18 protein-coding genes and 1 pseudogene are annotated in these 23,940 nt (G+C 73.1%); 12 read left to right on the top strand and 7 right to left on the bottom strand.

Annotated features, from left to right (window positions below):
* The first annotated feature begins 1 nt into the window (after nt 1).
* Nucleotides 2-655, top strand: coding sequence for a hypothetical protein (locus ACU6P3_RS05750; protein WP_030754595.1), 654 nt, complete (start codon nt 2-4; stop codon nt 653-655).
* 281 nt (nt 656-936) lie between these two features.
* On the opposite strand, the pseudogene ACU6P3_RS05745 reads toward ACU6P3_RS05750, so the two are convergent.
* Nucleotides 937-3,365, bottom strand: a pseudogene (locus ACU6P3_RS05745) (helix-hairpin-helix domain-containing protein).
* Nucleotides 3,350-4,333 (bottom strand): aldo/keto reductase, encoded by a 984-nt coding sequence (locus tag ACU6P3_RS05740; protein WP_447196182.1) that lies wholly within the window; start codon nt 4,331-4,333, stop codon nt 3,350-3,352. The pseudogene ACU6P3_RS05745 and the gene ACU6P3_RS05740 overlap by 16 nt, the downstream one beginning before the upstream one ends.
* Nucleotides 4,334-4,460: 127 nt before the next feature.
* On the opposite strand from ACU6P3_RS05740, the gene ACU6P3_RS05735 reads away from it, so the two are divergent.
* Together ACU6P3_RS05735 and ACU6P3_RS05730 are read left to right on the top strand one after the other, a co-directional pair.
* A complete protein-coding gene (locus tag ACU6P3_RS05735) occupies nt 4,461-5,510 on the top strand; it encodes an LLM class F420-dependent oxidoreductase (protein WP_447196181.1) in 1,050 nt (349 codons plus the stop codon).
* A 508-nt stretch (nt 5,511-6,018) separates the two neighbouring features.
* Nucleotides 6,019-6,804, top strand: a complete 786-nt coding sequence (locus ACU6P3_RS05730; RefSeq protein WP_447196180.1) for a ferritin-like domain-containing protein — start codon at nt 6,019-6,021, stop codon at nt 6,802-6,804.
* 83 nt (nt 6,805-6,887) lie between these two features.
* Here the strand turns inward: ACU6P3_RS05730 and ACU6P3_RS05725 are convergent, their stop codons facing one another.
* Nucleotides 6,888-7,895 (bottom strand): magnesium and cobalt transport protein CorA, encoded by a 1,008-nt coding sequence (locus ACU6P3_RS05725; RefSeq protein WP_447196179.1) that lies wholly within the window; start codon nt 7,893-7,895, stop codon nt 6,888-6,890.
* A 111-nt stretch (nt 7,896-8,006) separates the two neighbouring features.
* On the opposite strand from ACU6P3_RS05725, the gene ACU6P3_RS05720 reads away from it, so the two are divergent.
* The 4 genes from ACU6P3_RS05720 to mshC all read left to right on the top strand — a co-directional run bounded on the left by ACU6P3_RS05720 (nt 8,007) and on the right by mshC (nt 11,905).
* A complete protein-coding gene (locus ACU6P3_RS05720; protein ID WP_352085077.1) occupies nt 8,007-8,705 on the top strand; it encodes a histidine phosphatase family protein in 699 nt (232 codons plus the stop codon).
* Between the two features lie 117 nt (nt 8,706-8,822).
* Nucleotides 8,823-9,413: an Rv2134c family protein gene (locus ACU6P3_RS05715; RefSeq protein WP_078854923.1), complete on the top strand. Its 591-nt coding sequence runs from the start codon at nt 8,823-8,825 to the stop codon at nt 9,411-9,413.
* Complete coding sequence (locus ACU6P3_RS05710; RefSeq protein WP_447196178.1) at nt 9,410-10,405, top strand: Rv2133c family protein; 996 nt, start codon at nt 9,410-9,412, stop codon at nt 10,403-10,405. The genes ACU6P3_RS05715 and ACU6P3_RS05710 overlap by 4 nt, the downstream gene beginning before the upstream one ends.
* A gap of 270 nt (nt 10,406-10,675) precedes the next feature.
* Nucleotides 10,676-11,905, top strand: a complete 1,230-nt coding sequence (gene mshC / locus ACU6P3_RS05705) for a cysteine--1-D-myo-inosityl 2-amino-2-deoxy-alpha-D-glucopyranoside ligase (protein WP_352085078.1) — start codon at nt 10,676-10,678, stop codon at nt 11,903-11,905.
* A 261-nt stretch (nt 11,906-12,166) separates the two neighbouring features.
* Here mshC and ACU6P3_RS05700 read toward each other — a convergent pair whose 3' ends face one another.
* Nucleotides 12,167-13,348, bottom strand: a complete 1,182-nt coding sequence (locus tag ACU6P3_RS05700) for a PAC2 family protein (RefSeq protein WP_447196177.1) — start codon at nt 13,346-13,348, stop codon at nt 12,167-12,169.
* A 276-nt stretch (nt 13,349-13,624) separates the two neighbouring features.
* Here ACU6P3_RS05700 and ACU6P3_RS05695 point away from each other — a divergent pair, with 276 nt between their 5' ends.
* From ACU6P3_RS05695 to ACU6P3_RS05675, 5 genes are all read left to right on the top strand, one after another.
* Nucleotides 13,625-15,052: an enolase C-terminal domain-like protein gene (locus tag ACU6P3_RS05695; protein WP_447196176.1), complete on the top strand. Its 1,428-nt coding sequence runs from the start codon at nt 13,625-13,627 to the stop codon at nt 15,050-15,052.
* Entirely contained in the window at nt 15,049-15,825 is a 777-nt protein-coding gene (locus ACU6P3_RS05690) for an SDR family NAD(P)-dependent oxidoreductase (RefSeq protein ID WP_447196175.1), read from the top strand. Before ACU6P3_RS05695 ends, ACU6P3_RS05690 begins: the two co-directional genes overlap by 4 nt.
* A 231-nt stretch (nt 15,826-16,056) precedes the next feature.
* Complete coding sequence (locus ACU6P3_RS05685) at nt 16,057-17,046, top strand: sugar ABC transporter substrate-binding protein (RefSeq protein WP_447197776.1); 990 nt, start codon at nt 16,057-16,059, stop codon at nt 17,044-17,046.
* A 7-nt stretch (nt 17,047-17,053) separates the two neighbouring features.
* On the top strand, nt 17,054-18,781 hold the full coding sequence (locus ACU6P3_RS05680; protein WP_447196174.1) for a sugar ABC transporter ATP-binding protein: 1,728 nt from the start codon (nt 17,054-17,056) through the stop codon (nt 18,779-18,781).
* Nucleotides 18,778-19,806, top strand: coding sequence for an ABC transporter permease (locus ACU6P3_RS05675; protein ID WP_447196173.1), 1,029 nt, complete (start codon nt 18,778-18,780; stop codon nt 19,804-19,806). The genes ACU6P3_RS05680 and ACU6P3_RS05675 overlap by 4 nt, the downstream gene beginning before the upstream one ends.
* Nucleotides 19,807-19,881: 75 nt before the next feature.
* Here the strand turns inward: ACU6P3_RS05675 and ACU6P3_RS05670 are convergent, their stop codons facing one another.
* The 3 genes from ACU6P3_RS05670 to glpK all read right to left on the bottom strand — a co-directional run bounded on the left by ACU6P3_RS05670 (nt 19,882) and on the right by glpK (nt 23,912).
* A complete protein-coding gene (locus ACU6P3_RS05670) occupies nt 19,882-20,553 on the bottom strand; it encodes a FadR/GntR family transcriptional regulator (protein WP_447196172.1) in 672 nt (223 codons plus the stop codon).
* Between the two features lie 122 nt (nt 20,554-20,675).
* Nucleotides 20,676-22,286 (bottom strand): glycerol-3-phosphate dehydrogenase/oxidase, encoded by a 1,611-nt coding sequence (locus ACU6P3_RS05665; protein WP_447196171.1) that lies wholly within the window; start codon nt 22,284-22,286, stop codon nt 20,676-20,678.
* A gap of 63 nt (nt 22,287-22,349) precedes the next feature.
* Nucleotides 22,350-23,912 (bottom strand): glycerol kinase GlpK, encoded by a 1,563-nt coding sequence (gene glpK, locus ACU6P3_RS05660; protein WP_344278742.1) that lies wholly within the window; start codon nt 23,910-23,912, stop codon nt 22,350-22,352.
* Nucleotides 23,913-23,940 lie beyond the last annotated feature (28 nt).

Raw genomic sequence — 23,940 nt, 5'->3', positions numbered from 1 at the left:
TATGTCTGATGCTGCGCAGCCCACCGCTGCCGAGGTACGTGCTGCCGCCGAGGCGGTCAAGGTAGCCCTGGACCGCCATCTCGCGGCGGTCGAACACCGCACGGGTGAGGACGACCCGGCCGTCTCCGAAGCGTTCAATGCCCTCGCCGTCGCGGCCGAGGTCTACGACGAGCGGCTCTACAACAGGTACGACGAAGTCACCCCCTTCGAGATCCCGGACCCCGACGATTCCCTGCCGCCCTACAACGGCCCGGAGGAGCCGAACGCCCTCAGCGTGCTGATCCGGCGCGACTACGCGGTGGTGGAGCCGCAGCGGCTGCTCGCGCAGGCGCAGCGCATCGCCGACGCGGACGGGGACGACGACGATTCGGGCGCGGTCGTGGGCAGCAGTGTGCACGCCGCCCTCGGCGTGCTCTTCGGCGAGTACGAACCGGACGAGATCGCCTCCCGGCACAAGGAGTTCGGCCTCGAAGAGGGTGATTCCACCCTGTGGGTGGCGGCGGCCGACGACCTTCCCGAACCGGGGGAGTGGCTCAGCGCCCCCTTCGACCAGGCCGACCCCCAGCAGGTGGTCTGCCGCTTCGACGTCAGCGCGGTCTTCGACGAGGACGACCTCGACCAGGACCTGGACGACTTGGAGGAGCAGGACGCCTGACCCCGGCGCGCCCCGGCGCCGTACTCCTGGCCGGCCCTCCCGCCCCCCGTCATCGGTCCCGGCCGACCGCGGGAGGCGGGGCCCGTCCTCACGCGCCGTCCTCAACCGTCCCGTTCCGTGCCCCTCCCCACGCGTTCGCTCCCGCGTGTCCCGCCCCGTGTGTCCATCGGCACCCCTGCGGCCGTTCTCCCCGCCGCCGGGCCGGGTGAGGGCGACGGGGAGGGCGCGGGGGAACGGCGGAGCGGCCCCGGGCCGGGCTCGGGCCGGCCCCGGGGGAGCCGTCAGCCCTGCCGCTCCGCCGTGTGGTCCGGCGGCGCCAGCAGGGCCCGCACCAGCGGCAGCAGCCGCGTCGTGCGCTCCTGAGCCGGGATCTCGGCCACCGCGCGCGGCAGAGCCCGGTCGACGCCGTGCACCACGGACAGATGGCGCTCACCCCGGCCGAACGCCGTGTAGACCCAGGGCCGGCTCAGCCCCTTCGCCGCGTCGCCCGGCAGGACCACGACCGCCGCGGGCCACCGCATCCCCGCCGCCTGGTGCGCGGTGAGCGCCCACCCGTGGCGTACGGCCGACTCGACACGACCCCTCGGCACGACGACCGCCGCGCCCCCGCAGTCGAGCCGCAGCCCCTCGGCGTCCGCCGAGACCACCGAGCCCTCGAGCGTCCGGCCCGGTTCCGGTACGTACGCGACCCGGTCGCCCGGATCGAAACCGCCGAACCGGCCGGGCCCCGGGTTGAGCCGTTCCTTGAGCGCCGCGTTCAGCGCGCGCGTGCCCGCCGATCCGCCGTGCCCGACGGTGATCACCCGCGTCCGCCCCGGCTCCGTACCGAACGCGCGCGGGACGGAGTCGGCGACCAACTGCACCGTCCGGTGCACCGCCTCGCCCGCATCCCGTACGGGCACGATCACGACCTCCTTGCCCGGCGCCGCCACCTCGTTCAGCTCGCCGGCCCCGATTCCGGAGACCAGCTCGCCGATCGGACCGGGATCGGGGGTGCGGGACGCGACGCGCGGGCACACCCGGGCGGCCAGCAGATCGGCGAAGACCCGGCCCGCGCCCGCCGACCACAGCACACCGGGGTCGCCGCTGAGCACCAGCCGGGCCCCGTCGGGCAGCGACTCCACGAGCATGGCCGCCGTCTCCACGTCCAGCTGCGGGGCGTCCAGGACGACGAGGAGGTCCAGCGCGAACGTCCCGTCCGCGTCCCGGCCCGGGCCCTCCGCCCCGGCGAGCAGCCCGGCCACGGTGACCACCTCGGCGGGCTCCGGCCCGCCGGCCGTCCGCAGCCGGTCCCGGCCGTTCTCGCTGTGGACCGCGACGATGGCGCGCAGCCCGTGCGTGCGGACGGATTCCGCCAGCGCGACCGGCTCCGCGCGCGCCGCCTCACCGCCCGTGTGGAGCACGAGCCCGTGACCGGTGGCCGCACGCGCCAGGTCGGCGGCCACCGGGGGCGCCGCCTCCACCGCTTCCGGCCAGGGAGCCTCGGAACCGGTCCTGACCAGCCGGGCGAGGCCGTCGGCGAGGCTCTCCTCCGCCAGCGCGTACCGGTCGAGACCCAGCAGGACCGGGACCTCCGGGGCGCCGGCGCCGTCGGCTGCTCCTGCTCCTGGGGCGACCGTCTCGGACGTGCTCTCGGCGTCCCCGGCCGCGGCCTCCTCGAACTCTCCGCCTTCTTCGCCGCCTTCGAGACCGTCCTCGTCGCCCTCCCGGAACACCAGCACCGCGCCCTCGGCGACGGCGTGCCGCACCGCCTCGTCCGGGTCCGGAACCGCGTGTCCTGCCAGCGCTTTCCGTACCGCCGACGCCTCCAGCGCCGTGTGCCCCTGGAGCGCGGCCCGCTCCAGCAGCCATCCCACCAGGGCGACGGCCCGCCGTGCGTCTCCGGGCCCGCACTCCGCGCCGAGCAGCGCCCGCGCGAAGCCGTCGGCCTGCTCGGGCCGGATCCCCGCCACGGCCAGCAGCCGCCAGGGGTCCGCACGCAGCGCGTCGGCCGCCCGCTCCCCGAGCACGGCCGTGACCCGCCCCGCCAGCGCGTCCGGCGCACCGCCCCGCGCCAGCACCTCCCGGACGGCGGCGACCGCCTCCGGCGGTACGTGCGGCGAGGCGCCGGTCGCCCCCGCGGGAGCCGGCGGGGCTCCGGGCGCCGGGGGGCCGCGGGACCGGCCGGACCCGGCGGCCGCTGGGGGCGCGAGCGGGCCCGTCCCTCCGTCGGCCGCCCGTCACCGCCCGGGGCGGCGGCCGGCGGCCGCGCGGCCGGTGACGGGCCCAGCAGACCCGGCTCGACCCGCTCGCCGCTCTCCACGGCCCGTACGGCCGCGAGCAGATCGGCGGCCCGGCCGCTCAGCTTTCCCCCGGCGTCGATGGGCCCCGCCTTCTCCGCCTTCCGCTGCTCGATCCGCTCCCGCACCGCCCGCTGCGCGGCCAGCTCGGCCTCGGTCTCGGACAGCTCCCCGGCGCCCGCGGCCTCCTCGGCACTGTCGGTGTCCCCGCTGCCGTCCGCGTCACCGGAGCCGTCGCCGGCCTCGGACGGCCCCTCCTCCGGAGCGGCCTCGGAAGGGGCCCTGGAAGTGGCGGCGGCGGCCCCGGCGGTCTCCGGGGCCGCCGCCGTCCCGGGCTCCGGCGCCGGGTCCGCGGCGACCCGGCCCGTGTCGGCGGCCGGCCCGGCCTCCTCCCTGGCGGCCTCGCGGTCCGTGCTCACAGCGTGCTCCAGTCCTGGTCGGGGTAGCGGTGCACGGGCGCGGACACATCGTCCAGCGCCCGGCAGATCTCGTCAGGAAGACTAAGGCTCTCCACTGACAGTGCCGCGGTGAGCTGCTGCGCGTTGCGCGCGCCGACGATCGGCGCCACCACCCCGGGGCGGTCCCTGACCCACGCCAGCGCCACCTCCAGCGGTGTCGTGGCGAGCCCGTCCGCCGCCGTCGCGACCGCGTCCACGATCCGGCGCGTCGGATCGTCCAGATACGGCTCCACGAAGGGCGCCATGTGGTCGGAGGCGCCCCGTGAGTCGGACGGCGTGCCGTGGCGGTACTTGCCCGTCAGCACGCCCCGGCCCAGCGGTGACGACGGCAGCAGCCCGACGCCCAGGTCGAGCGCGGCCGGCAGCACCTCCCGCTCCACCCCGCGCTGCACCAGCGAGTACTCCATCTGGGTGCTGGCCAGCCGGGTCCGCACGCCCGGCGCCGCCAGCTGCCAGGTGGCGGCCTTGGCGAGCTGCCAGCCGCTGTAGTTCGACACCCCCGCGTACCGGACCCGGCCGCTGGAGACCGCGATGTCCAGCGCGTGGAGCGTCTCCTCCAGCGGGGTGCCGGTGTCGAAGGCGTGTATCTGCCACAGGTCCACGTGGTCCGTGCGGAGCCGTTCCAGCGAGGCGTCGAGCGCGGCGAGCAGATGGCCCCGGGAACCGTCGAAGCGCCGGTAGGGATCCGGCACGCTGCCGGCCTTCGTGGCGATGACCAGGTCCCGGCGCGGGATCAGCCGCTCCACGAGCTGCCCGAGCAGGTATTCGGCCTCCCCGCCGCCGTACACGTCGGCCGTGTCGATCAGAGTGCCGCCCGCTTCCCAGAACGTCTTCAACTGGTCCGCGGCATCGTGTTCGTCGGTGTCCCGGCCCCAGGTCAGGGTGCCGAGCCCGATCCGGGACACACGCAGGCCGGTACGGCCGAGATGCCTCTGCTCCATGCCGCCTGAGGTTACTGGCCGGGACGGCGCGGGCGGAGAGGCTGTGGACAACGTGCCCCTGACGGATGGCGGTGCGGCGCGCTAGAGTCCCGGCACACGGACGTTACTGATCAGTAAGGGAGTGGTTATGCGGCTCGGCATCAATCTCGGGTACTGGGGCGCGGGGATGGACGGCGACAACCTCGAGGTCGCGCGCGAGGCCGACCGGCTCGGCTACGACGTCTGCTGGGCGGCCGAGGCGTACGGTTCCGACGTCCCGACCGTGCTCAGCTGGGTCGCCGCGCAGACCGAGCGCATCGACGTCGGGTCCGCCATCCTCCAGATCCCGGCGCGGCAGCCCGCCATGACCGCGATGACCGCGGCCACGCTCGACTCCCTCTCCGGCGGCCGGTTCCGGCTCGGCCTCGGGGTCTCGGGCCCGCAGGTCTCGGAGGGCTGGTACGGCGTCAAGTTCGACAAGCCGCTGGCCCGCACCCGGGAGTACGTCGAGATCGTCCGCAAGGCCATGTCCCGGGAGCGCCTGTCGTACGAGGGCGAGCACTGGACGCTGCCGCTGCCGGGAGGACCCGGGAAGCCGATCAAGCTCACCGTCCACCCGCAGCGCGAGCACATCCCGCTCTACATCGCCGCCATCGGTCCCAGGAACCTGGAGCAGACCGGCGAGATCGCCGACGGCGCCCTGCTGATCTTCCCCTCCGCCGACCACCTGGAGGAGACGGCGATCAGCCACCTGCGGGCGGGCCGGGAGAAGGCCGGGCTCACCATGGACGGCTTCGACGTCTGCCCCACCGTGCCGCTGGCGGTCGGCGACGACGTGCACGCCCTGGCCGACACCTTCCGGCCGTACACCGCGCTGTACGTGGGCGGTATGGGCAGTCGCGAGCAGAACTTCTACAACCAGCTCGCCCGGCGGATGGGGTACGAGAAGGAGGCCGCCGAGATCCAGGACGCCTACCTCTCCGGCGACAAGGACGGCGCCGCGGCGGCGGTCCCGCACCAGCTGATCGACTCGACCACGCTGCTCGGCACCGTGGAGCGCATCGCCGACCGGATGGCGGCGTACGCCGCCGCGGGGGTGACCACGCTGACCCTGTCGCCGTCCGGATTCACGCTGGACGAGCGGATCGCGGCGCTGCGCGCGGGCAGCGAGGCGCTGGAACGCGCGGGACTGGCGTGATGACCGGCCGCCGTCCCTGACCGGTGCCCCGGGCCCCGGCCCGCGGTCCCGGGCCCCTGCCGCGCCCCCGGGCCGGTGGGCCGGCCGGCCTGTCTCCGACGGGTCGTCGACGGTGCGGCCGGGACAGACCTGGCGGAACGAGGCCCGGACCTCCGGAACGCCGTCCGAGGCCCGCGTCCGGGGCGGCGTCCGGCCCCCGACGCGGACGCGGCGTCCCGCCCGGTTCCACGGGCGTGCGTCCGGGCCGGACAGCGGCTCCGGACTCCGGGCCCGGCCGCCCAGGAGGGCGAGGCGTCCGGTGCCGGCACCGCGGCCGTGGCGGAGGCCCCGGTGCCGGCCCGTCACGAACGGGTACCGCGACATGCCCATCCGCGCCCGCTCACGCGCCGCACGCCGCGCCCCGCCGCGATCCTTCGTTCGGCGCAGTGCGGCGGCGCACCTGTTGCCCGACATCCCGCATCCGATTTGACTCGGTTTCTGCGGATGTCCGCGTATGGAGGTGACAGTGATGTTCTCGGCCCGAAGCCTGTTCCAGGAGATCCTGGACGACGACCGGACCTTCCGGCTCTTCTGTTCCGTCGCGGCCAGCGGCGAGGCCCAGGGCGGCTGGGAGAACGGCCGGATCGCCGCCCTCGTCCCCGAAAGCATGCGGGACCTCGCCCCGAAGATCGCCCGGCACGGCGCCGACGAGGACAAGCACGGCCGGATCTTCAACGCCCTCCTGAGGAAGCGCGGTCTCACGCCCGTGCCCGTCCCGGCCGACACCGACTACACGATGCTGTTGGAGCGCCGCGGCATCGGCCTCGCCCACAGCAAGCTGCGCCGCGACGAGCCGCTGACCGAGCGGGACATCGTCGTCTACCTGTCGCACAGCCGGATCACCGAGCAGCGGGCGGCCGACCAGATGGTGATGCTGGTCACGTACTTCGGCGACCACCCCGAGGTCGGCAAGGCCATCAAGATGATCAGCAACGACGAGGAGAACCACCTCGCCTACTGCCACGAGGAACTGCTGCGGCTGGCCCGGGCGGGCCACGGCCGGCTGATCCATCGCGTCCTGCGCCAGTGCGTCCGGGTCGAGATCCGCGTCTACCGGCAGGTGAGCCTCGCGGTGATGAGCCGGATGGGGCGCCTCCTCGGCTGGTCCACGCCCAAGGCCATGGTGCTGGCGCTGGGCATCAACGCCCTGTACGCCTACGAGCGGCTCATCGGCTGGCGCCGGATGGTGAACCTCACGATGCCCGAACGGCGCGACGCGCTCGGCGGCCCGGCCACCCCGGCCCCCGCGTCGTGAGCCCCGCGTCGTGAGCCGAGGACGCCGCTCAGGGCCGTACGAACCGCGCTCGGAGCCTCCTGGGCGCCCTGTTCCCGGACGCCTCAGAGCCAGCCGCGGTGCTTGAACATCCGGTGCAGGCTGAAGACGACGAGCGCCATGAGGACCAGCACCGCCGGATACGCCCAGACGTAGGCCAGCTCGGGCATGTGCCGGAAATTCATCCCGTAGATCCCCGCCACCATCGTGGGGACGGCGGCCATGGCCGCCCACGCCGAGATCTTGCGCATGTCGTCGTTCTGCCGCACCCCCATCTGCGCGAGGTGGGCCGAGAGGATGTCGGAGAGCAGCCGGTCCAACGACTCCACCTGCTCGTTCGCGTGCGTCAGATGGTCGTTGACGTCCCGGAAGAACGGCCGGGAGCGCTCCTGCACGAAGGGCACACCCGCCCCGGCCAGCCGGGTCATCGGCGCGGCCAGCGGCCCGCTCGCCCGGCGGAACTCCAGCACCTGCCGCTTGAAGTCGTAGATCCGCGCGGCGGTCGGGGTCCCCGAAGGGGACGACCGTGCCGGCCCGTCCGGCGCGAAGACCTCCGCCTCCAGCTCCTCCAGGTCGACCTGGAGCTCGGCGGCGACGTCTATGTAGTGGTCCACGATCGCGTCGCCGACCGCGTACAGCACGGCGGTGGGGCCGTGGGCCAGCACCTCGGGCTCCGCCTCGAGCCGCCTCCGTACGGCGGCGAGCGGGGCGCCCTCGCCGTGCCGCACGGTCACCACGAAGGAGTCGCCGATGAAGACCATCAGCTCGCCGGTGGTGACCTCGTCGCTCTCCGGCGCGTACTCCACCGGCTTCAGCACCACGAACAGCGAGTCGTCGTACACCTCCAGCTTCGGCCGCTGGTGCGCGGTGAGGGCGTCCTCCACCGCCAGCGGATGCAGCCCGAACTCGCTGCTCACCAGGGAGAACTCGTGCTCGGTCGGCTCATGGAGCCCGATCCACAAGAACGCGTCCCCCACCGCGCGCGCCTGGTCCAGGGCGTCGGAGAAATCGGCGGGACCGTCCGTGCGGTGTCCGTCGCGGTAAATGGCGCAATCCACGATCACGGCGGGCATTCTGCCCGCTTCCGGGGCGGCCAATCCACGGCTTGGAGGTCGCGCGGTCAGAGTGCACAGGTGGGGGCGACGCCGCCCCGCCTGTCCGCGCGACCTCTTACGCTGGCGGGCATGGCCACCTTGCTCCTCGTACGTCATGGACGCTCCACCGCCAACACCGCCGGGCTGCTCGCCGGCTGGACCCCGGGCGTCGCCCTGGACGAGCGCGGCGCCGCCCAGGCCGCCGCCCTGCCCGGGCGCCTCGCCGACGTGCCGCTCGCCGCCGTCGTCACCAGCCCGCTCCAGCGCTGTCAGGAGACCGTCCGGCCACTGCTGGACGCCCGCCCCGGCCTCCCGTCCCACAGCGACGAACGGATCGGCGAGTGCCACTACGGCGAGTGGTCGGGCCGCAAGCTGGCCGAGCTCGCCGACGAGCCGCTGATGACGGTCGTGCAGCAGCACCCGTCCGCCGCGGCCTTCCCCGGCGGCGAGTCGATGCGCGCGATGCAGGCACGCGCCGTGGAGGCGGTGCGGGACTGGAACGCGCGGATCGAGGAGGAGCACGGCGAGGAGGCCGTCTTCCTGATGTGCTCCCACGGGGACATCATCAAGGCGCTCGTGGCGGACGCCCTCGGCATGCACCTCGACCTCTTCCAGCGGATCCACGTGGACCCCTGCTCCGTGACGGCCGTCCGCTACACCCGCTTGCGGCCCTTTCTGCTGCGGCTCGGCGAAACGGGCGACCTCGGCGGTCTCGCACCCCGGGGGAACAGCGGCAACGGCCAGGGAAGTGGTGACGGTGTCGTAGGAGGCGGCGCGGGAGCACCGTGATCGCTCAGCGCAGTAGGGTGGACGCGCCGTCCGTACGGGCCGGGAAGTGCCGGGCCCGCCGGCGGCGCCGTTCCGTACCGGTTTCCACGACTTCCACGACTTCCAAGGGAGCAGGACGTGTCCCGTCAGGTGTTCCTCTACGACCCACCGGACCGATTCGTCGCCGGTACGGTCGGGCTGCCTGGCCGCCGTACGTTCTTCCTCCAGGCTTCCGCCGCGGGGCGCGTGACCAGCGTCGCCCTGGAGAAGACGCAGGTGGCCGCGCTCGCCGAGCGGATCGACGAACTGCTGGACGAGGTCGTGCGCCGGACCGGCGGCAACGCGCCCGTACCGGCCGTGGCGCCCGCCGAGATCGCCGACTCCGCGCCGCTGGACTCCCCGGTCGAGGAGGAGTTCCGGGTCGGCACGATGGCGCTGGCGTGGGACGGTGACGAACAGCGCATGATCGTCGAGGCGCAGGCACTGGTCGAGCTGGACGCCGAGACCGACGAGGACTTGGCCGAGGCCGAGGAACGGTTGCTCCAGGACGAGGAGAACGGCCCGCCGATGCTCCGCGTACGGCTCACCGGCGCGCAGGCCAGGGCGTTCGCCAAGCGCGCGCTGGACGTGGTCAACGCGGGCCGCCCGCCGTGCCCGCTGTGCAGTCTGCCGCTCGACCCGGAAGGGCATGTGTGCCCGCGCCAGAACGGATACCGGCGGGGAGCATGACCTCGTCGGAGAACACGCGGGTACCGTCCCAGGTGGACGGAGCGTCGTCGCGGGACGCCGCGCCGCCCGGCGGCGCGGCCGGTACGAGCGACATCGCCGAGACGGCCGAGACGGCCGGGACCGCCGAGGTCGCCGAGGTCTCCGGGACTGTCGTGGCGGCCGAGGCGGCAGGCGGGGCCGACGCCGGGGCCGGGGGCGTGACCGTCCTCGATCTGCTCGCCGAGGGCGAGCTGACGGTCCTCGGCCGGATCGAGGAGGCGTCGAACGCGGCGCTGTACTGCTCCGTCACCTACCGGGGCAGGCAGGCCCACTGCGTCTACAAGCCCGTCGCCGGTGAGCGGCCGCTGTGGGATTTCCCCGACGGTACGCTCGCCCGGCGGGAGGTGGCGGCATACGAGGTCTCCGAGGCCACCGGCTGGTCCCTCGTACCGCCGACCGTGCTCAGGCAGGGCCCGTACGGCGAGGGCATGTGCCAGCTGTGGATCGAGCCGGGCACCGACGACGCGACGGACCCGCTGCTGGCCCTGGTCGAGGACGAGGAGCCCGGCGAGGGCTGGAAGGCGATCGGCCTCGCCGAGGTGGGGGAGGGCCGCACGGCCCTGCTCGTGCACGCCGACGACGAGCGGCTGCGACGCCTCGCCGTGCTCGACGCGGTGATCAACAACGGCGACCGCAAGGGCGGCCACCTGCTGCCCGCGCCCGAAGGACGGCTGTACGCCATCGACCACGGTGTGACCTTCAACGTGGACGACAAGCTGCGCACCCTGCTGTGGGGCTGGGCGGGCGAGCCGTTGACCGAGGAGACCCTCCAGGTGCTGGCGAGGCTGGAGGAACGCCTGGCCGGGGCGGGGGCCCTCGCCACCCGGCTGGCGGAACTGCTCACGGCCGCCGAGACCGAGGCCGTACGGTCCCGGATCCGCGAGCTGCGCCGGACCGGACGGCATCCGGAACCCTCCGGTCAGTGGCCGCCGATACCCTGGCCGCCCGTGTGACCTGGCCCCGCCCGCCCGGGTGACCGGGCCCCGCCCGGCCGTGTGTCCAGACCCCGCTCGGCCGACCGGCCGGGCGGGTCCGGTCGGGCCCGGGCAGGTCCGAGGCGTCCGAACCCCTGAGCGCGACCCCGTCGAGCCGGGCGTGCGTGGCATCGGCCGACGCCCTCCCGCGCGCGAAGCAGGTCCCAGCCGAGTGCACAAGAGGGCCCAACCGGCCATGACGGCACCTCCGGTTCGTATCCGGAAGTTCCGTCCGGTTAGGCTCATGACATGCATGCCTGGCCCGCATCCGAGGTCCCCGCCCTGCCTGGCAAGGGCCGCGACCTCCGGATACACGACACGTCGACCGGCGGACGAGTGACCCTCGACCCCGGTCCCGTCGCCCGTATCTACGTCTGCGGCATCACGCCGTACGACGCCACCCACATGGGACACGCGGCGACCTACAACGCGTTCGACCTCGTGCAGCGCGTGTGGCTCGACACGAAGCGGCAGGTCCACTACGTCCAGAACGTCACCGACGTCGACGATCCGCTGCTGGAGCGGGCGCAGCGCGACGGCGAGGACTGGACCGGGCTCGCGGAGCGCGAGACGGCCCTCTTCCGGGAGGACATGACGGCGCTGCGGATGCTGCCGCCCCAGCACTACATCGGGGCGGTGGAGGCCATACCGGGCATCGTCCCGCTGGTGGAACGGCTGCTGGAGGCGGGCGCCGCCTACGAACTGGAGGGCGACGTCTACTTCTCCGTGGCGGCCGACCCGCACTTCGGGGAGGTCTCCCGGCTGGACGCCGAGGCGATGCGGGTCCTGTCCGCCGAGCGCGGCGGCGACCCGGAGCGCCCCGGCAAGAAGAACCCGCTCGACCCGCTGCTCTGGCTGGCCGCGCGTCCCGGCGAGCCGAGCTGGGACGGCGGCAGCCTCGGCCGCGGCCGGCCCGGCTGGCACATCGAGTGCGTGGCCATCGCCCTCGACCACCTGGGCATGGGCTTCGACGTCCAGGGCGGCGGCAGCGACCTGGCCTTCCCGCACCACGAGATGGGCGCCTCGCACGCGCAGGCGCTGACCGGCCGGCATCCGTTCGCGCGGGCGTACGTGCACGCCGGAATGGTCGCCCTCGACGGCGAGAAGATGTCCAAGTCCAAGGGAAACCTCGTCTTCGTCTCCGCGTTGCGCAGGCAGGGCGTGGACCCGGCGGCGATCCGGCTCGCCCTCCTCGCGCACCACTACCGCGCCGACTGGGAATGGACGGAGCAGGTGCTTCCGGACGCCGAGGCCCGGTTGGCGCGCTGGCGCGCGGCGGTCTCCCGGCCGGACGGCCCGCCGGCCGAGGCGCTCGTCGAGGAGGTCCGCGAGGCGCTGGCGGACGACCTGGACGCGCCGTCCGCGCTGGCGGCCGTCGACCGCTGGGCCGCGCTCCAGCAGGAGGCGGGCGGCACGGACGAGGGGGCGCCCGGCGTGGTGTCGCGCACGGTCGACGCGCTCCTGGGCGTGGCACTGTGACGCCAAGGCGAGTGAACCGGACGCGGACGAGCGGGAGGCCCGTGCCCGTGGACGCGGTGCCGATGTAAGGGGGATCGGCGCGGGTCGTCCCTCGTCCGCCCACTCACCCATTGCGCTGACGGCACGGCCGGTAAGGGACCGAAGCGTCCCTTACCGGCCGTGCCGTGCTGTGCGATTCGGCCAAACCCGAACCCGGTGCGGCTGCTGCGCCGCCCTCCGCCGCCTTCTGCCGGCCTCTCGGGGCGGCCGGGGCGCCCTCGCTCAGTCCTCCGAAGGTCTTGACGGACCGTCCGGGGAGGGGCCGTCAGAGGAAGGACCGTCCGGGGAGGGGCCGTCAGGGGAAGGCCCGTCCGCGCCGTCCGGCCCGGATTCCTTCCCCGAGCCCTTGCCTGCCCCGTCGTCCTTCCCCGTGCCCGTGCCCATGTCCGTACCGGAGCCGGGGCCCGCGCCCGGTGCCGGCCCGGGCTCCGGGCCGCCCGCCGCGTCCGGGCCGCCGCGAGCGGGCCCCCGCGGCCTGCCCCGGCCGCCCGGCGCGTCGCGCAGGAATGACGTGCCGTCACCCGTCTCCGTCGCGTGCCCGCCGGACGCCGTCGGTCCGGGGCCGCCGTCGCGGCGCCGCAAATACCGCTCGAACTCCCGGGCGATGGCCTCGCCGGAGGCCTCCGGCAGCTCCGCCGTGTCCCGTGCCTCCTCCAGGGACTGCACGTACTCCGCGACCTCGCTGTCCTCGGCGGCCAACTGGTCCACGCCCAGTTGCCAGGCGCGCGCGTCCTCCGTCAGCTCGCCCAGCGGGATCCGCAGGCCGATCAGGTCCTCCAGCCGGTTCAGGAGCGCCAGCGTCGCCTTGGGGTTGGGCGGCTGGGACACGTAGTGCGGCACGGCGGCCCAGAGGCTCACTGCCGGTACGCCCGCGTGCGTGCACGCCTCCTGGAGGATGCCGACGATTCCGGTCGGACCCTCGTACCGGGTCTCCTCCAGGTCCATCGTCCGGGCCAGGTCCGTGTCCGAGGTGACCCCGCTGACCGGTACCGGACGGGTGTGCGGGGTGTCCCCGAGCAGCGCGCCCAGGATCACCACCATCTCCACGCCCAGCTCATGGGCGAAGCCCAGCAGCTCGTTGCAGAACGAGCGCCAGCGCATGGACGGCTCGATGCCGCGGACCAGCACCAGGTCACGCGGGGTCTCCCCGCCGACCCGCACCACGGACAGCCGGGTGGTCGGCCAGGTGATCTTCCGCACACCGCCCTCCAGGAAGACCGTGGGCCGGTTGACCTGGAAGTCGTAGTAGTCCTCGGCGTCGAGCGCCGCGAACACCTCGCCCTTCCACTCCCGGTTCAGATGCGCGACCGCGCTGGAGGCTGCGTCGCCCGCGTCGTTCCAGCCCTCGAACGCGGCCACCATGACCGGGTCGATCAGCTCGGGAACACCGTCGAGCTCGATCACCCAGTGCCTCCTTCCGAAGTTTTCTGCCGTACGGACCAACCTTACGGCTTGAACAGTGCCCGCCCGCAGCCCCGTGCACGCGCGGGTGAACTTCGCGGTAGTCGCGTATAAGCCCGAGGAATTAGTGCGTTGCTCAACCGATTCATCCGAGCTGTGTTTCCAGAGGCATCTGAGCAATGGGGGTAAATATCGTTCTCGCTCTGGACGATCGAGGTCGTCCGACGCTATACATCGGATGACCGACAGAGGTCCGATGTACTTCTCCAGGGGGCGTCCATGAGCCAGACCGTCACGGGCTTCGAGGTCCATGACATCCGCTTCCCCACCTCGGAACAGCTCGACGGCTCCGACGCCATGAATCCCGACCCCGACTACTCGGCCGCGTACGTCGTCCTGCGTACCGCCGACGGCCGCGAGGGGCACGGGTTCTGCTTCACCATCGGCCGGGGCAACGACGTGACGGCCGCGGCCATCGAGGCCCTGCGGCCGTACGTCCTGGGGTCCCCCGCGCCGAGCGACGCGGCCGGGCTGGCCGCGCTCTCCCTCGCGCTCACCCACGACTCGCAGCTGCGCTGGCTCGGCCCCGAGAAGGGGGTGACGCACATGGCCGCCGGCGCCGTGATCAACGCGGCCTGGGACCTGGCGGCCAAGAGGGCGTCCAAGCCCGTCTGGGAGTTCCTGGCCACCATGACGCCCGAGGAACTCGTCTCGCTGGTCGACTTCCGCTACCTGACGGACGCCCTCACACCGGACGAGGCGCTCGCCCTGCTGCGCGCGGCCGAGCCGGGGCGCGCCGAGCGGACCGCGCGGCTGCGGGCCGAGGGGTATCCCGCGTACACCACCTCGCCGGGCTGGCTCGGCTACTCCGACTCCAAGCTGGTCACGCTCGCCCGGCAGGCGGTCGCGGACGGCTTCACCCAGATCAAGCTCAAGGTCGGTGGCGATCTCTCGGACGACATCCGCAGGATGAAGCTGGCGCGCGACGCCGTCGGTCCCGACGTACGGATCGCGGTCGACGCCAACCAGCGCTGGGACGTCTCCGACGCGCTGCGCTGGATGGCCGCCCTCGCCCCGTACGCCCCGCACTGGATCGAGGAGCCGACCAGCCCCGACGACATCCTCGGCCATGCCGCCGTACGGGCCGGGCAGCCCGTCAAGGTCGCCACCGGGGAACACGTCGCCAACCGCGTCGTCTTCAAACAACTGCTCCAGGCCGGAGCCGTGGACTACCTCCAGATCGACGCGGCACGGGTCGCCGGCGTCAACGAGAATCTGGCCGTCCTGCTGCTCGCGGCGAAGTACGGTGTGCCCGTCTGCCCGCACGCGGGCGGCGTCGGACTGTGCGAACTCGTCCAGCACCTCTCGATGTTCGACTACATCGCCGTCTCCGGCAGCCGGGAAGGACGCGTCATCGAGTACGTCGACCACCTCCACGAGCACTTCGCCGACCCCGTGGTGATCGCCTCCGGCCGCTACCGGGTGCCCACCGCGCCGGGCTTCTCGGCCCGGATGCACCCTGCTTCGATCGCCGCCCACCGCTACCCGGAGGGGCCCGTCTGGCGGGCCCGCCGCGCGGCCGGGAGGTCCGCGGACGAGAGCACCGGGAAAGCCACCGGGAAAGCCACCGGGAAGACCGCAGAGAAGGCCGCCGGGGAGACGGCCGGGATGACCGTCGACGAGACGGCGGAGAGGAGCAGCCGATGACGGACATACGGGACTTCGAGGGGCTCGGCGCCCTGGTGACCGGCGGCGCGTCCGGCATCGGCGCGGCCGTCGCCGCCCTGCTGCTCCGGCGGGGCGCCCGCGTCGCCGTGCTGGACCGCGACACCGCGGGCGCGCCCGCCGGGACGCTGGCCCTGACGGCAGACGTGACGGACGACGCGGCGGTACGGGAGGCGGTGGACGCGGCGGCGGCCGAGTTCGGGGGGCTGCACACCGTCGTCTCCAACGCCGGTGTCGGCGCCGTCGGCACGGTCGAGGACAACCCCGACGACGAGTGGCGGCGGGTCCTCGACATCAACGTCCTCGGCATGGCCCGCACCGCCCGGCACGCCCTGCCCCATCTGCGCCGCGCGGCCCCGGAGCGGCCCGGCCGCGTCTCGATCACCCAGACCTGCTCCATCGCGGCCACCGCCGGACTGCCGCAGCGCGCGCTCTACAGCGCCAGCAAGGGCGCGGTCCTGTCGCTGACCCTGGCCATGGCCGCCGACCACGTCCGGGAGGGGATCCGCGTCAACTGCGTCAACCCCGGTACCGCCGACACGCCCTGGGTCGGACGACTGCTCGACCAGGCCCAGGACCCGGCGGCCGAACGCGCCGCCCTCGAAGCGCGCCAGCCCACCGGACGGCTGGTCGGCGCGGACGAGGTCGCCGCCGCCGTCGTCTACCTCGCCGGCCCGGCCGCTGCCGCCGTCACGGGCACGTCGCTCGCCGTCGACGGCGGGATGCAGGGCCTGCGCCTGCGCCCCGCCACCTGATCGCACTCCCGGGCCGCCGCCCGGGCCCCGGGCCAGGACCCCGGCCCGCACTCACTCCCCAGGGACGCAAAGGACGGGACATCCATGCACGGCACCTCCACGGCACACCACTTCGGGCGGCGAAGGGTCCGCACGACGAGGGCCCGCACGACGAGGGTCCGCACGACGAGGGCCCGCACGACGAGGGTCCGCACGACGAGCGTCGCGGCGTGTGCGGCGCTCCTCGCTGTCATGGCCCTGGCAGGCTGTAACCGGGACCAGGGCGCCGGCGCGGCCGGTGGCGGCAAGGTCGGCATCGACCTGCCCCGCAGCGACAGCGACTTCTGGAACTCGTACCAGAACTACATCGAGAAGGGCGTCGAGGACGGCGAGGTCGGGGCCCTTCCACTGACCAACTCGCAGAACGACATCGGCAAGCTCGTCTCCAACGTCCAGGTCTTCACCGACCAGGGGGCCAAGGCCGTCGTCATGGCCCCGCAGGACACCGGTGCCATCACCGAGACGCTCCGCACGCTGAAGGAGCGGAAGATCCCGGTCGTCTCCGTGGACACCCGCCCCGACCAGGGCGATGTCTACATGGTCGTACGGGCCGACAACCGCGCGTACGGCGAGAAGGCGTGCGAGTACCTGGGCGAGCGGCTCAAGGGCAAGGGCAAGGTCGCCGAGTTCCAGGGCGACCTGTCCTCCATCAACGGCCGGGACCGTTCCGAGGCGTTCACGTCCTGCATGCGGCGCGAGTTCCCCGGCATCACGGTCTTCGAGCTGGCCACCGACTGGAAGGGCGACGTCGCCTCGGCCAAGCTCCAGTCGACGCTCGCCGCCCACCCCGACCTGGGCGGGATCTACATGCAGGCCGGCGGGGTCTTCCTGCAGCCCACCCTGGCACTGCTGGAGCAGAAGAAACTGCTCAAGGCACCCGGCACCCCGGGCCACATCACGATCGTCTCCAACGACGGCATCCCCGAGGAACTGGACGCCATCCGGGCGGGCAAGATCGACGCCACCGTCTCCCAGCCGGCCGACCTCTACGCCAAGTACGCGCTGTACTACGCGAAGCGGGCGCTGGCGGGCGAGACGCCGAAGACCGGGCCGACCGACCACGACTCCACCGTCATCAAGATCCCGGGCGGCTTCGAGGACCAGCTGCCCGCACCCCTGGTGACCAAGGACAACGTGGACGATCCGGGGCTCTGGGCCAATCAGATGCAAAAGAAGAGCTGATCAGATCATGGATGCCGCACGAGCCGACGCGCACGCGCACGCGCACGACGAGGCACCCGCACACCCGCCCGCGCACGCAGCCGCCGGGCGGGCCGGGCACCGGGACCGGCACGCGTCGGCCCCGGCAGCGCTCCGGGCGGAGGGCATCGTCAAACGCTTCGGCCCCACCCTGGCCCTCGACGAGGTACGGCTCACGGTCCGGCCCGGCGAGTCCCACGCGCTCGTGGGCCGCAACGGCGCGGGCAAGTCGACCCTGGTCGGAGTGGTCACCGGACTGCACCGGCCGGACGCGGGTGAGGTCACCTTCGACGGCGATCCCGCCCCCGCCTTCGGTGACACCGGGGCCTGGCGCTCCCGGATCGCCTGCGTCCACCAGAAGTCCATGGCGGTCCCCGACCTGACCGTCGCCGAGAACCTCTTCCTGGGGGACTACGGGCTCGACCGCGGCCGCCGCCTGATCAACTGGCGGGGGCTGCGCCGGCGCGCGCGGGACCTGCTCGCGGAGTACGGCGTCGAGGTCGACCCGGACACCCGCGCGAAGGACCTGCCCGTCGAACACCGGCAGTTCATGGAGATCGCGCGGGCGCTGTCCTTCGGTGCCCGGCTGATCGTCCTGGACGAGCCCACGGCACAGCTCGACGCGCGCGGGATCCAGCGGCTGTTCGACAAGCTCCGCGAACTGCGCGAGCAGGGGGTGGCGTTCCTGTTCATCTCCCACCACCTCCAGGAGGTGTACGAGCTGTGCACGACCGTCACCGTCTACCGGGACGCCCGCCACGTGCTGACCGCCCCCGTGGCGGGACTGCCCAAGGCGGACCTGGTGGCGGCGATGACGGGAGAGTCCGCCGGGGCGGCCGGGACCTGGCACGCGAAGCCCGCGGGGGCGGATTCCGCGTCGGCTCCCGCGCCCGGTCTCGTACCGGAGGCCGTACCCGGTTCCCGTCCGGGGGCCGCGCACGGTAGCGCCCCGGACCACAGGCCCGGCCGGACGTCCGTCGGCCGCGCCGAGCCCGTGCTGACCGCCGAAGCCCTCGCGCTCGACGGGGAGTTCGAGGCTCTCGACCTCGCCGTGCGGCCCGGCGAGGTGCTCGGCCTCGCCGGGGCCGCCGCCAGCGGCACCACCGCGCTGGGCGAGACCCTCGTCGGGATGCGCGCGGCGACATCCGGCCGGATCGCCGTGCGCGGACGCCCGGTCCGGGCCGGCAGCGTCCCGCACGCCCTGGACGCCGGCATCGGCTACGTCCCCGAGGACCGGCACCGCCAGGGGCTGGTCGCCGACCGCAGCGTCGCGGAGAACGCCACGCTCACCGTGACCGACCAGCTCGGCCGCTGGGGGACCGTGCTGCCGTCCCGTACCAGGGAGTTCGCCCAGGGCATGATCGAATCGCTGGACATCAAGACCCGGGGGCCCGAGCAGCCGGTCTCAAGGCTGTCGGGCGGCAACCAGCAGAAGGTCGTCGTCGCCCGCGCGCTGGCCCGCGGGCCGGCGGTGCTGGTGGCCCTGCGGCCCACCGCGGGGGTGGATGTCACCTCGAAGAACGCGCTGCTCGGCGTCGTGCGCCGGGTCGCGGACGAGGGCCGCGCGGCCGTGATCGTCTCGGACGAACCGGACGATCTGCGGGTGTGCGACCGGGTGCTCGCCCTCTTCCACGGGCGCGTGGTGGCAACGTTCGGCAGCGGCTGGAGCGACCGGGAACTGGTCGCCGCGATGGAAGGTGTGGGGGAGCGGGAATGACACAGACCGTACAGCCGCCGACGGCGGGCGCCGCGGAGCGCGCGGCCCCGCGGAGCCGGGTGCGGACCATCCGGTGGAGCGACTTCTCCCTGGTGCCGGTGATCGTGGTGCTGATGGTGATCGGCTTCATCGTCTCGCCGGTGTTCCTCACCGCCGACAACCTGATCAGCGTCGTCCAGCAGTCCTCGGAGCTGAGCCTGCTGGTCCTGGGCCAGGCGCTGATCCTGATCTGCGGACGGATGGACCTGTCCCTGGAATCGACCATCGGCATCGCGCCGGTCGTCGCCATGTGGCTGGTCCTGCCCGCGGAGGGCGGCCGGTTCGCCGGGCTCGACCTGCTGCCGGTCTGGCTGGCCATCCCCGCCTGCCTGCTCGTCGGCGTGGTCATCGGCCTCGTCAACGGCTTCCTGATGCTCAAGCTGCGGGTCAACGGCTTCATCGCCACCCTCGGCATGCTCACCATGCTGCGCGGCCTGCACATCGGCATCACCGAGGGCAAGTCGATCACCGGTGTGCCGGAGTCCTTCCGCTACCTCGGCATGACCGACTGGCTGGGCGTCCCGGCCGCCGTGTGGATCTGTCTGGCGCTGTTCGCGCTCGGCGGCGCGGCGCTGGCCTGGCTGCGGCACGGCCGCGCGCTGTACGCCATCGGCGGCAACCCGGAGGCGGCGCGCGCGGCCGGGATCCGGGTGGACCGCGTCACCTGGATCGTCCTCGCCGTCGGCGGGCTGCTCGCGGCCTTCGCGGGCATCCTCTACACCGGCCACTACGGCTCGGTCGCGGCCACCCAGGGCAACGGCTGGATCTTCCAGGTCTTCGCCGCCGCCGTCATCGGCGGGATCAGCCTCAAGGGTGGACGCGGCACGCTCTTCGGCGCGCTCACCGGGGTGCTGACCCTCCAGCTGGTGGTGAACGTGATGACGCTGGGAGGCGTGCCGGCGCTGTGGAACCAGTTCCTCAACGGCGCGATCATCATCCTCGCCCTGGTCATCTCGCGCTTCGCGAGCGGCGAGAAGCAGGACTGACGCGGCTGACGGGTGTCACGTCACCTGACGGGCCCTCCGGCACACCGTGCACGGCGTACCGGCGTCGTGCACGGCTCACAGCGTGGAGCGCAGCCACATCTCCACGCTCGCGATATGGACCGTGGCCCAGGACCTGGCCGCCTCCGCGTCCCGGTCCCGGAGCGCGGAGAGGATCGCCCGGTGCTCGTGGAGCGTACGGCTGACCGCGTCCCGCTGGGTCAGCCCGCGCCAGATACGGGCCCGGGTGGTCGGCCCGGAGAGCCCGTCCAGCAGGGAGCACAGCACCGAGTTGCCCGACGCGGAGACGATGCCGTGGTGGAACTCCAGGTCGGCCGCGACGAGCTGCTCCACCGAAGGGCCCGGGCCGAGCGCGTCCAACTGGGCTTCGAGCGCGTCCAGTTCGGCATCGGTGACGCGGCTGCTCGCCATGGCCGTCGCGGCGGGCTCCAGGATGCGGCGGACGGCGAGGAACTCCAGCACGGTGTCGTCGCGGTGGAAGTCCACGACGAAGCTCAGCGCCTCCAGCAGGAGCTGGGGATCGAGGCTGGTGACGTACGTACCGTCCCCCTGCCGTACGTCGAGGATGCGGATGAGCGACAGCGCCCGCACCGCCTCGCGCAGCGAGTTGCGCGACAGCCCCAGCTCGGCGGCGAGTTCGCTCTCCTTGGGCAGCCGGTCACCCGGGCGCAGCGCGCCGGAGACGATCATCCCCTTGATCTTCTCGATGGCCTCGTCGGTGACAGCCATGGCGACCCCTCCACACATCCGATGTATCGGCCCATTATGCGCGTTGGGGCAGGTGCGCGGCGGCGCTCCCCCCGGACGGCCCGTACGGCCCGGGGGAGCGCCCTGTGCGAGGCGTCCGGAGATCAGGCCGGCCGCTTGCCGAGGACGTCCTCCACCGCGGCACGGACCTCGTCCGTGGCCAGGCCGCGGATCGTCAGCGTCGTACGGCGGCGCAGCACGTCGTCCGCCGTCTCGGCCCATTCGTGGTCCCGGGCGTAGACGACCTGCGCCCAGATCTCCGGCGCGTCCGGGTGGATCCGCTCGGCGAGCTCGGGGCGTTCGTTCGCCAGCCGCGCGATGTCGAAGGAGAGCGAGCCGTAGTGGGTGGCGAGGTGTCGCGCGGTGTCGGAGGCCATGGCCGGACCCTGCCCCGCGCCGTCGACGAGCAGCCGGTGGGCGACCGCGCGCGGACTGGCGATGCCCGGCAGCGGCGGCTTCTTCGGCAGCCGGGAGACGGGTTCCATGCCCTGGCCGAGGGGGTGCCCCGGCAGGGCCGCCAGCTTGTTCAGGACCGTACGGCCGATGTGCCGGAACGTGGTCCACTTGCCGCCCGCGACCGAGAGCATGCCGCCGCGGCCCTCGGTCACGACGGTCTCGCGCTTGGCCTTGGAGGTGTCGCCCGGCCCGCCGGGCAGCACCCGCAGACCGGCGAACGCGTAGGTGATCAGGTCCCGGTCCAGCTGCTGGTCCCGTACCGAGAACGCCGCCTCGTCGAGGATCTGGCGGATGTCCTTCTCGTCGACCGAGAGGTCCGCCGGGTCGCCCTCGTACTCCTCGTCCGTCGTCCCCAGCAGCAGCATGTCCTCCCAAGGGAGGGCGAAGGTGATGCGGTACTTGTCTATCGGAGTGGCGAGCGCGGCCCGCCAGGGGGCGGTGCGCTTGAGGACCAGGTGCGCCCCCTTGGAGAGCCGGATGGAGGGTGCCGCGTCCGGGTTCTCCATCTTCCGCAGGTGGTCGACCCAGGGACCGGTGGCGTTCAGCACGAGCCGGGCGTCCACCTTGAACTCGGTGCCGTCCACCCGGTCCTCGAGGTCGGCGCCGGTCACCCGGCCCCCGGTGAACCGCAGGCCGGTGACCTGGGCGTGGTTGAGGACGACCGCGCCGGACTCGACGGCGGCCCGGACCGTCATCAGCGCCATCCGCGCGTCGTTCATCTGGTCGTCGCCGTAGACGGCCACGGCCTTCAGATTGTCCGTACGCAGCTCGGGAACGGCCCGCCGGGCCTTGTCCGGGCTGATCACATGGCCGACGCCGTCGCCGAACGCGGAGAGCGCGGAGTAGGCGAAGACGCCCGCGCCGAGCTTGGCCGCGCCGTGCGGGCCGCCCTTGTAGACCGGCAGATAGAAGGTCAGCGGGTTGGCCAGGTGCGGTGCCACCTGCCGGGAGACCGCACGGCGCTCGAAGTGGTTCTCCGCGACCAGCTTCACCGCGCCGGTCTGGAGGTAGCGCAGACCGCCGTGGAGCAGCTTGGAGGAGGCGGAGGAGGTGGCGCCGGCGAAGTCACCGGCGTCGACCAGGGCCACCCGCAGACCCGACTGGGAGGCATGCCAGGCCGTGGAGATGCCCAGGATGCCGCCGCCGATCACCAGGAGGTCGAATGCCGCGTTGGACAGCCGGTCCCGGGTCTCGGCACGGCTCGGCAGGAAGCCGCCGGCCGGGTGGTTCCCCAGAGCGGGGACGTGCAGGGTGCTCATTGTTTACTCCTCTTCGCCTCTCTCCGGCTCGCGGCTCGGGCGGCCGGCCGGGCTGGGTGTGGTTCAGCTGTCGTCGTCGACGTCGAGCCAGCCCGTGGTGCGCTCGACGGCCTTGAGCCAGTTCTTGTACTCGCGGTCCCGGGTCGCCGGGTCCATCCGGGGCGTCCACTCGGCGGCCCGGCGCCAGTTGGCGCGCAGCGCGTCGGTGTCCGGCCAGAAGCCCACGGCCAGTCCGGCCGCGTAGGCGGCGCCGAGACAGGTGGTCTCGGCGACCATCGGGCGCACCACCGGCGCGTCCAGGACGTCCGAGAGCGTCTGCATCAGCAGGTTGTTGGAGGTCATCCCGCCGTCGACCTTGAGCGAGGTCAGCTCGACACCGGAGTCCTTCGTCATGGCGTCACTGATCTCACGGGTCTGCCAGGCCGTGGCCTCCAGCACCGCCCGCGCGATGTGCGCCTTGGTGACGTAGCTGGTCAGGCCCGCGATGACGCCGCGCGCGTCGGGGCGCCAGTGCGGGGCGAAGAGCCCGGAGAAGGCGGGCACGAAGTACGCGCCGCCGTTGTCGTCCACCGAGGACGCCAGGGTCTCGATCTCGGCCGCGGAGTTGATCAGACCCATCTGGTCGCGCATCCACTGCACCAGCGAACCGGTGACGGCGATGGAGCCCTCCAGGGCGTAGACCGCGTCCTGGTCGCCGATCCGGTAGCCGACCGTCGTCAGCAGGCCCGCGTAGGAGTTGACCGGCTTGTTGGCGGTGTTCATCAGCATGAACGTGCCGGTGCCGTACGTGGACTTCGCCTCGCCCTCGGCGAAACAGGTCTGGCCGAACAGCGCGGCCTGCTGGTCACCGAGCGCGGAGGCGACCGGGATGCCGTCCAGGACGCCGCCCTTGGCGGTGCCGTACACCTCGGCGGAGGACCGGATCTCCGGCAGCATCGCGGTCGGGACCTCCATCGAGGCCGCGATCTTCGCGTCCCACTGGAGGGTGTGCAGGTTCATCAGCATCGTGCGGGAGGCGTTGGTGACGTCCGTGACGTGCACGCCGCCGTCGGTGCCGCCGGTCAGGTTCCAGATGACCCACGAGTCCATCGTGCCGAAGAGGATCTCGCCCCGTTCGGCGCGCTCCCGCAGCCCGGGCACGTTGTCCAGCAGCCAGCGGGCCTTCGGCCCCGCGAAGTAGCTGGCCAGCGGAAGGCCGGTCTCACGGCGGAAGCGGTCCTGGCCGACGTTGCGGCCGAGCTCGCGGCAGAGCGCGTTGGTCCGGGTGTCCTGCCAGACGATGGCGTTGTGGACGGGCTCACCGGTGTTCTTGTCCCACAGCAGCGTGGTCTCGCGCTGGTTGGTGATGCCGATGGCCTTGACGTCCGCGGAGGTGATGCCGGCCTTCTCGACGGCTCGGGTCACGACCTCCTGGACATTGGCCCAGATCTCGGTGGCGTCGTGTTCCACCCAGCCGGGCCTGGGAAAGATCTGCTCATGCTCCTTCTGGTCGACGGAGACGATGCGGCCGTCCCGGTCGAAGACGATGCAGCGGCTGGACGTGGTGCCCTGGTCGATCGCCGCGATGAAGGGTCCCGAGCCGTGCGAGGAGGTGCCGGTGGTGCCGGTGGTTGTCGTGTCGCTCACGGTGTCTGCTCCTGTTCGGTGCGAAGGG

The organism is Streptomyces hebeiensis, assembly GCF_052983195.1.
The sequence above is the reverse complement of the archived record's forward strand: the minus strand, read 5'-3'. Positions and strand labels throughout refer to the sequence as shown.

What these genes read in the sequence shown, in the direction of transcription:
- ACU6P3_RS05690 (WP_447196175.1), top strand. Translation starts at nt 15,049, where the DNA reads ATGACGGACATACGGGACTTCGAGGGGCTCGGCGCCCTGGTGACCGGC.
- ACU6P3_RS05665 (WP_447196171.1), bottom strand. Translation starts at nt 22,286, where the DNA reads ATGAGCACCCTGCACGTCCCCGCTCTGGGGAACCACCCGGCCGGCGGC.
- ACU6P3_RS05680 (WP_447196174.1), top strand. Translation starts at nt 17,054, where the DNA reads ATGGATGCCGCACGAGCCGACGCGCACGCGCACGCGCACGACGAGGCA.
- ACU6P3_RS05725 (WP_447196179.1), bottom strand. Translation starts at nt 7,895, where the DNA reads ATGCCCGCCGTGATCGTGGATTGCGCCATTTACCGCGACGGACACCGC.
- ACU6P3_RS05675 (WP_447196173.1), top strand. Translation starts at nt 18,778, where the DNA reads ATGACACAGACCGTACAGCCGCCGACGGCGGGCGCCGCGGAGCGCGCG.
- ACU6P3_RS05685 (WP_447197776.1), top strand. Translation starts at nt 16,057, where the DNA reads ATGGCCCTGGCAGGCTGTAACCGGGACCAGGGCGCCGGCGCGGCCGGT.
- ACU6P3_RS05730 (WP_447196180.1), top strand. Translation starts at nt 6,019, where the DNA reads ATGTTCTCGGCCCGAAGCCTGTTCCAGGAGATCCTGGACGACGACCGG.
- ACU6P3_RS05750 (WP_030754595.1), top strand. Translation starts at nt 2, where the DNA reads ATGTCTGATGCTGCGCAGCCCACCGCTGCCGAGGTACGTGCTGCCGCC.
- ACU6P3_RS05695 (WP_447196176.1), top strand. Translation starts at nt 13,625, where the DNA reads ATGAGCCAGACCGTCACGGGCTTCGAGGTCCATGACATCCGCTTCCCC.
- ACU6P3_RS05735 (WP_447196181.1), top strand. Translation starts at nt 4,461, where the DNA reads ATGCGGCTCGGCATCAATCTCGGGTACTGGGGCGCGGGGATGGACGGC.
- ACU6P3_RS05740 (WP_447196182.1), bottom strand. Translation starts at nt 4,333, where the DNA reads ATGGAGCAGAGGCATCTCGGCCGTACCGGCCTGCGTGTGTCCCGGATC.
- ACU6P3_RS05720 (WP_352085077.1), top strand. Translation starts at nt 8,007, where the DNA reads ATGGCCACCTTGCTCCTCGTACGTCATGGACGCTCCACCGCCAACACC.
- mshC (WP_352085078.1), top strand. Translation starts at nt 10,676, where the DNA reads ATGCATGCCTGGCCCGCATCCGAGGTCCCCGCCCTGCCTGGCAAGGGC.
- ACU6P3_RS05710 (WP_447196178.1), top strand. Translation starts at nt 9,410, where the DNA reads ATGACCTCGTCGGAGAACACGCGGGTACCGTCCCAGGTGGACGGAGCG.
- ACU6P3_RS05670 (WP_447196172.1), bottom strand. Translation starts at nt 20,553, where the DNA reads ATGGCTGTCACCGACGAGGCCATCGAGAAGATCAAGGGGATGATCGTC.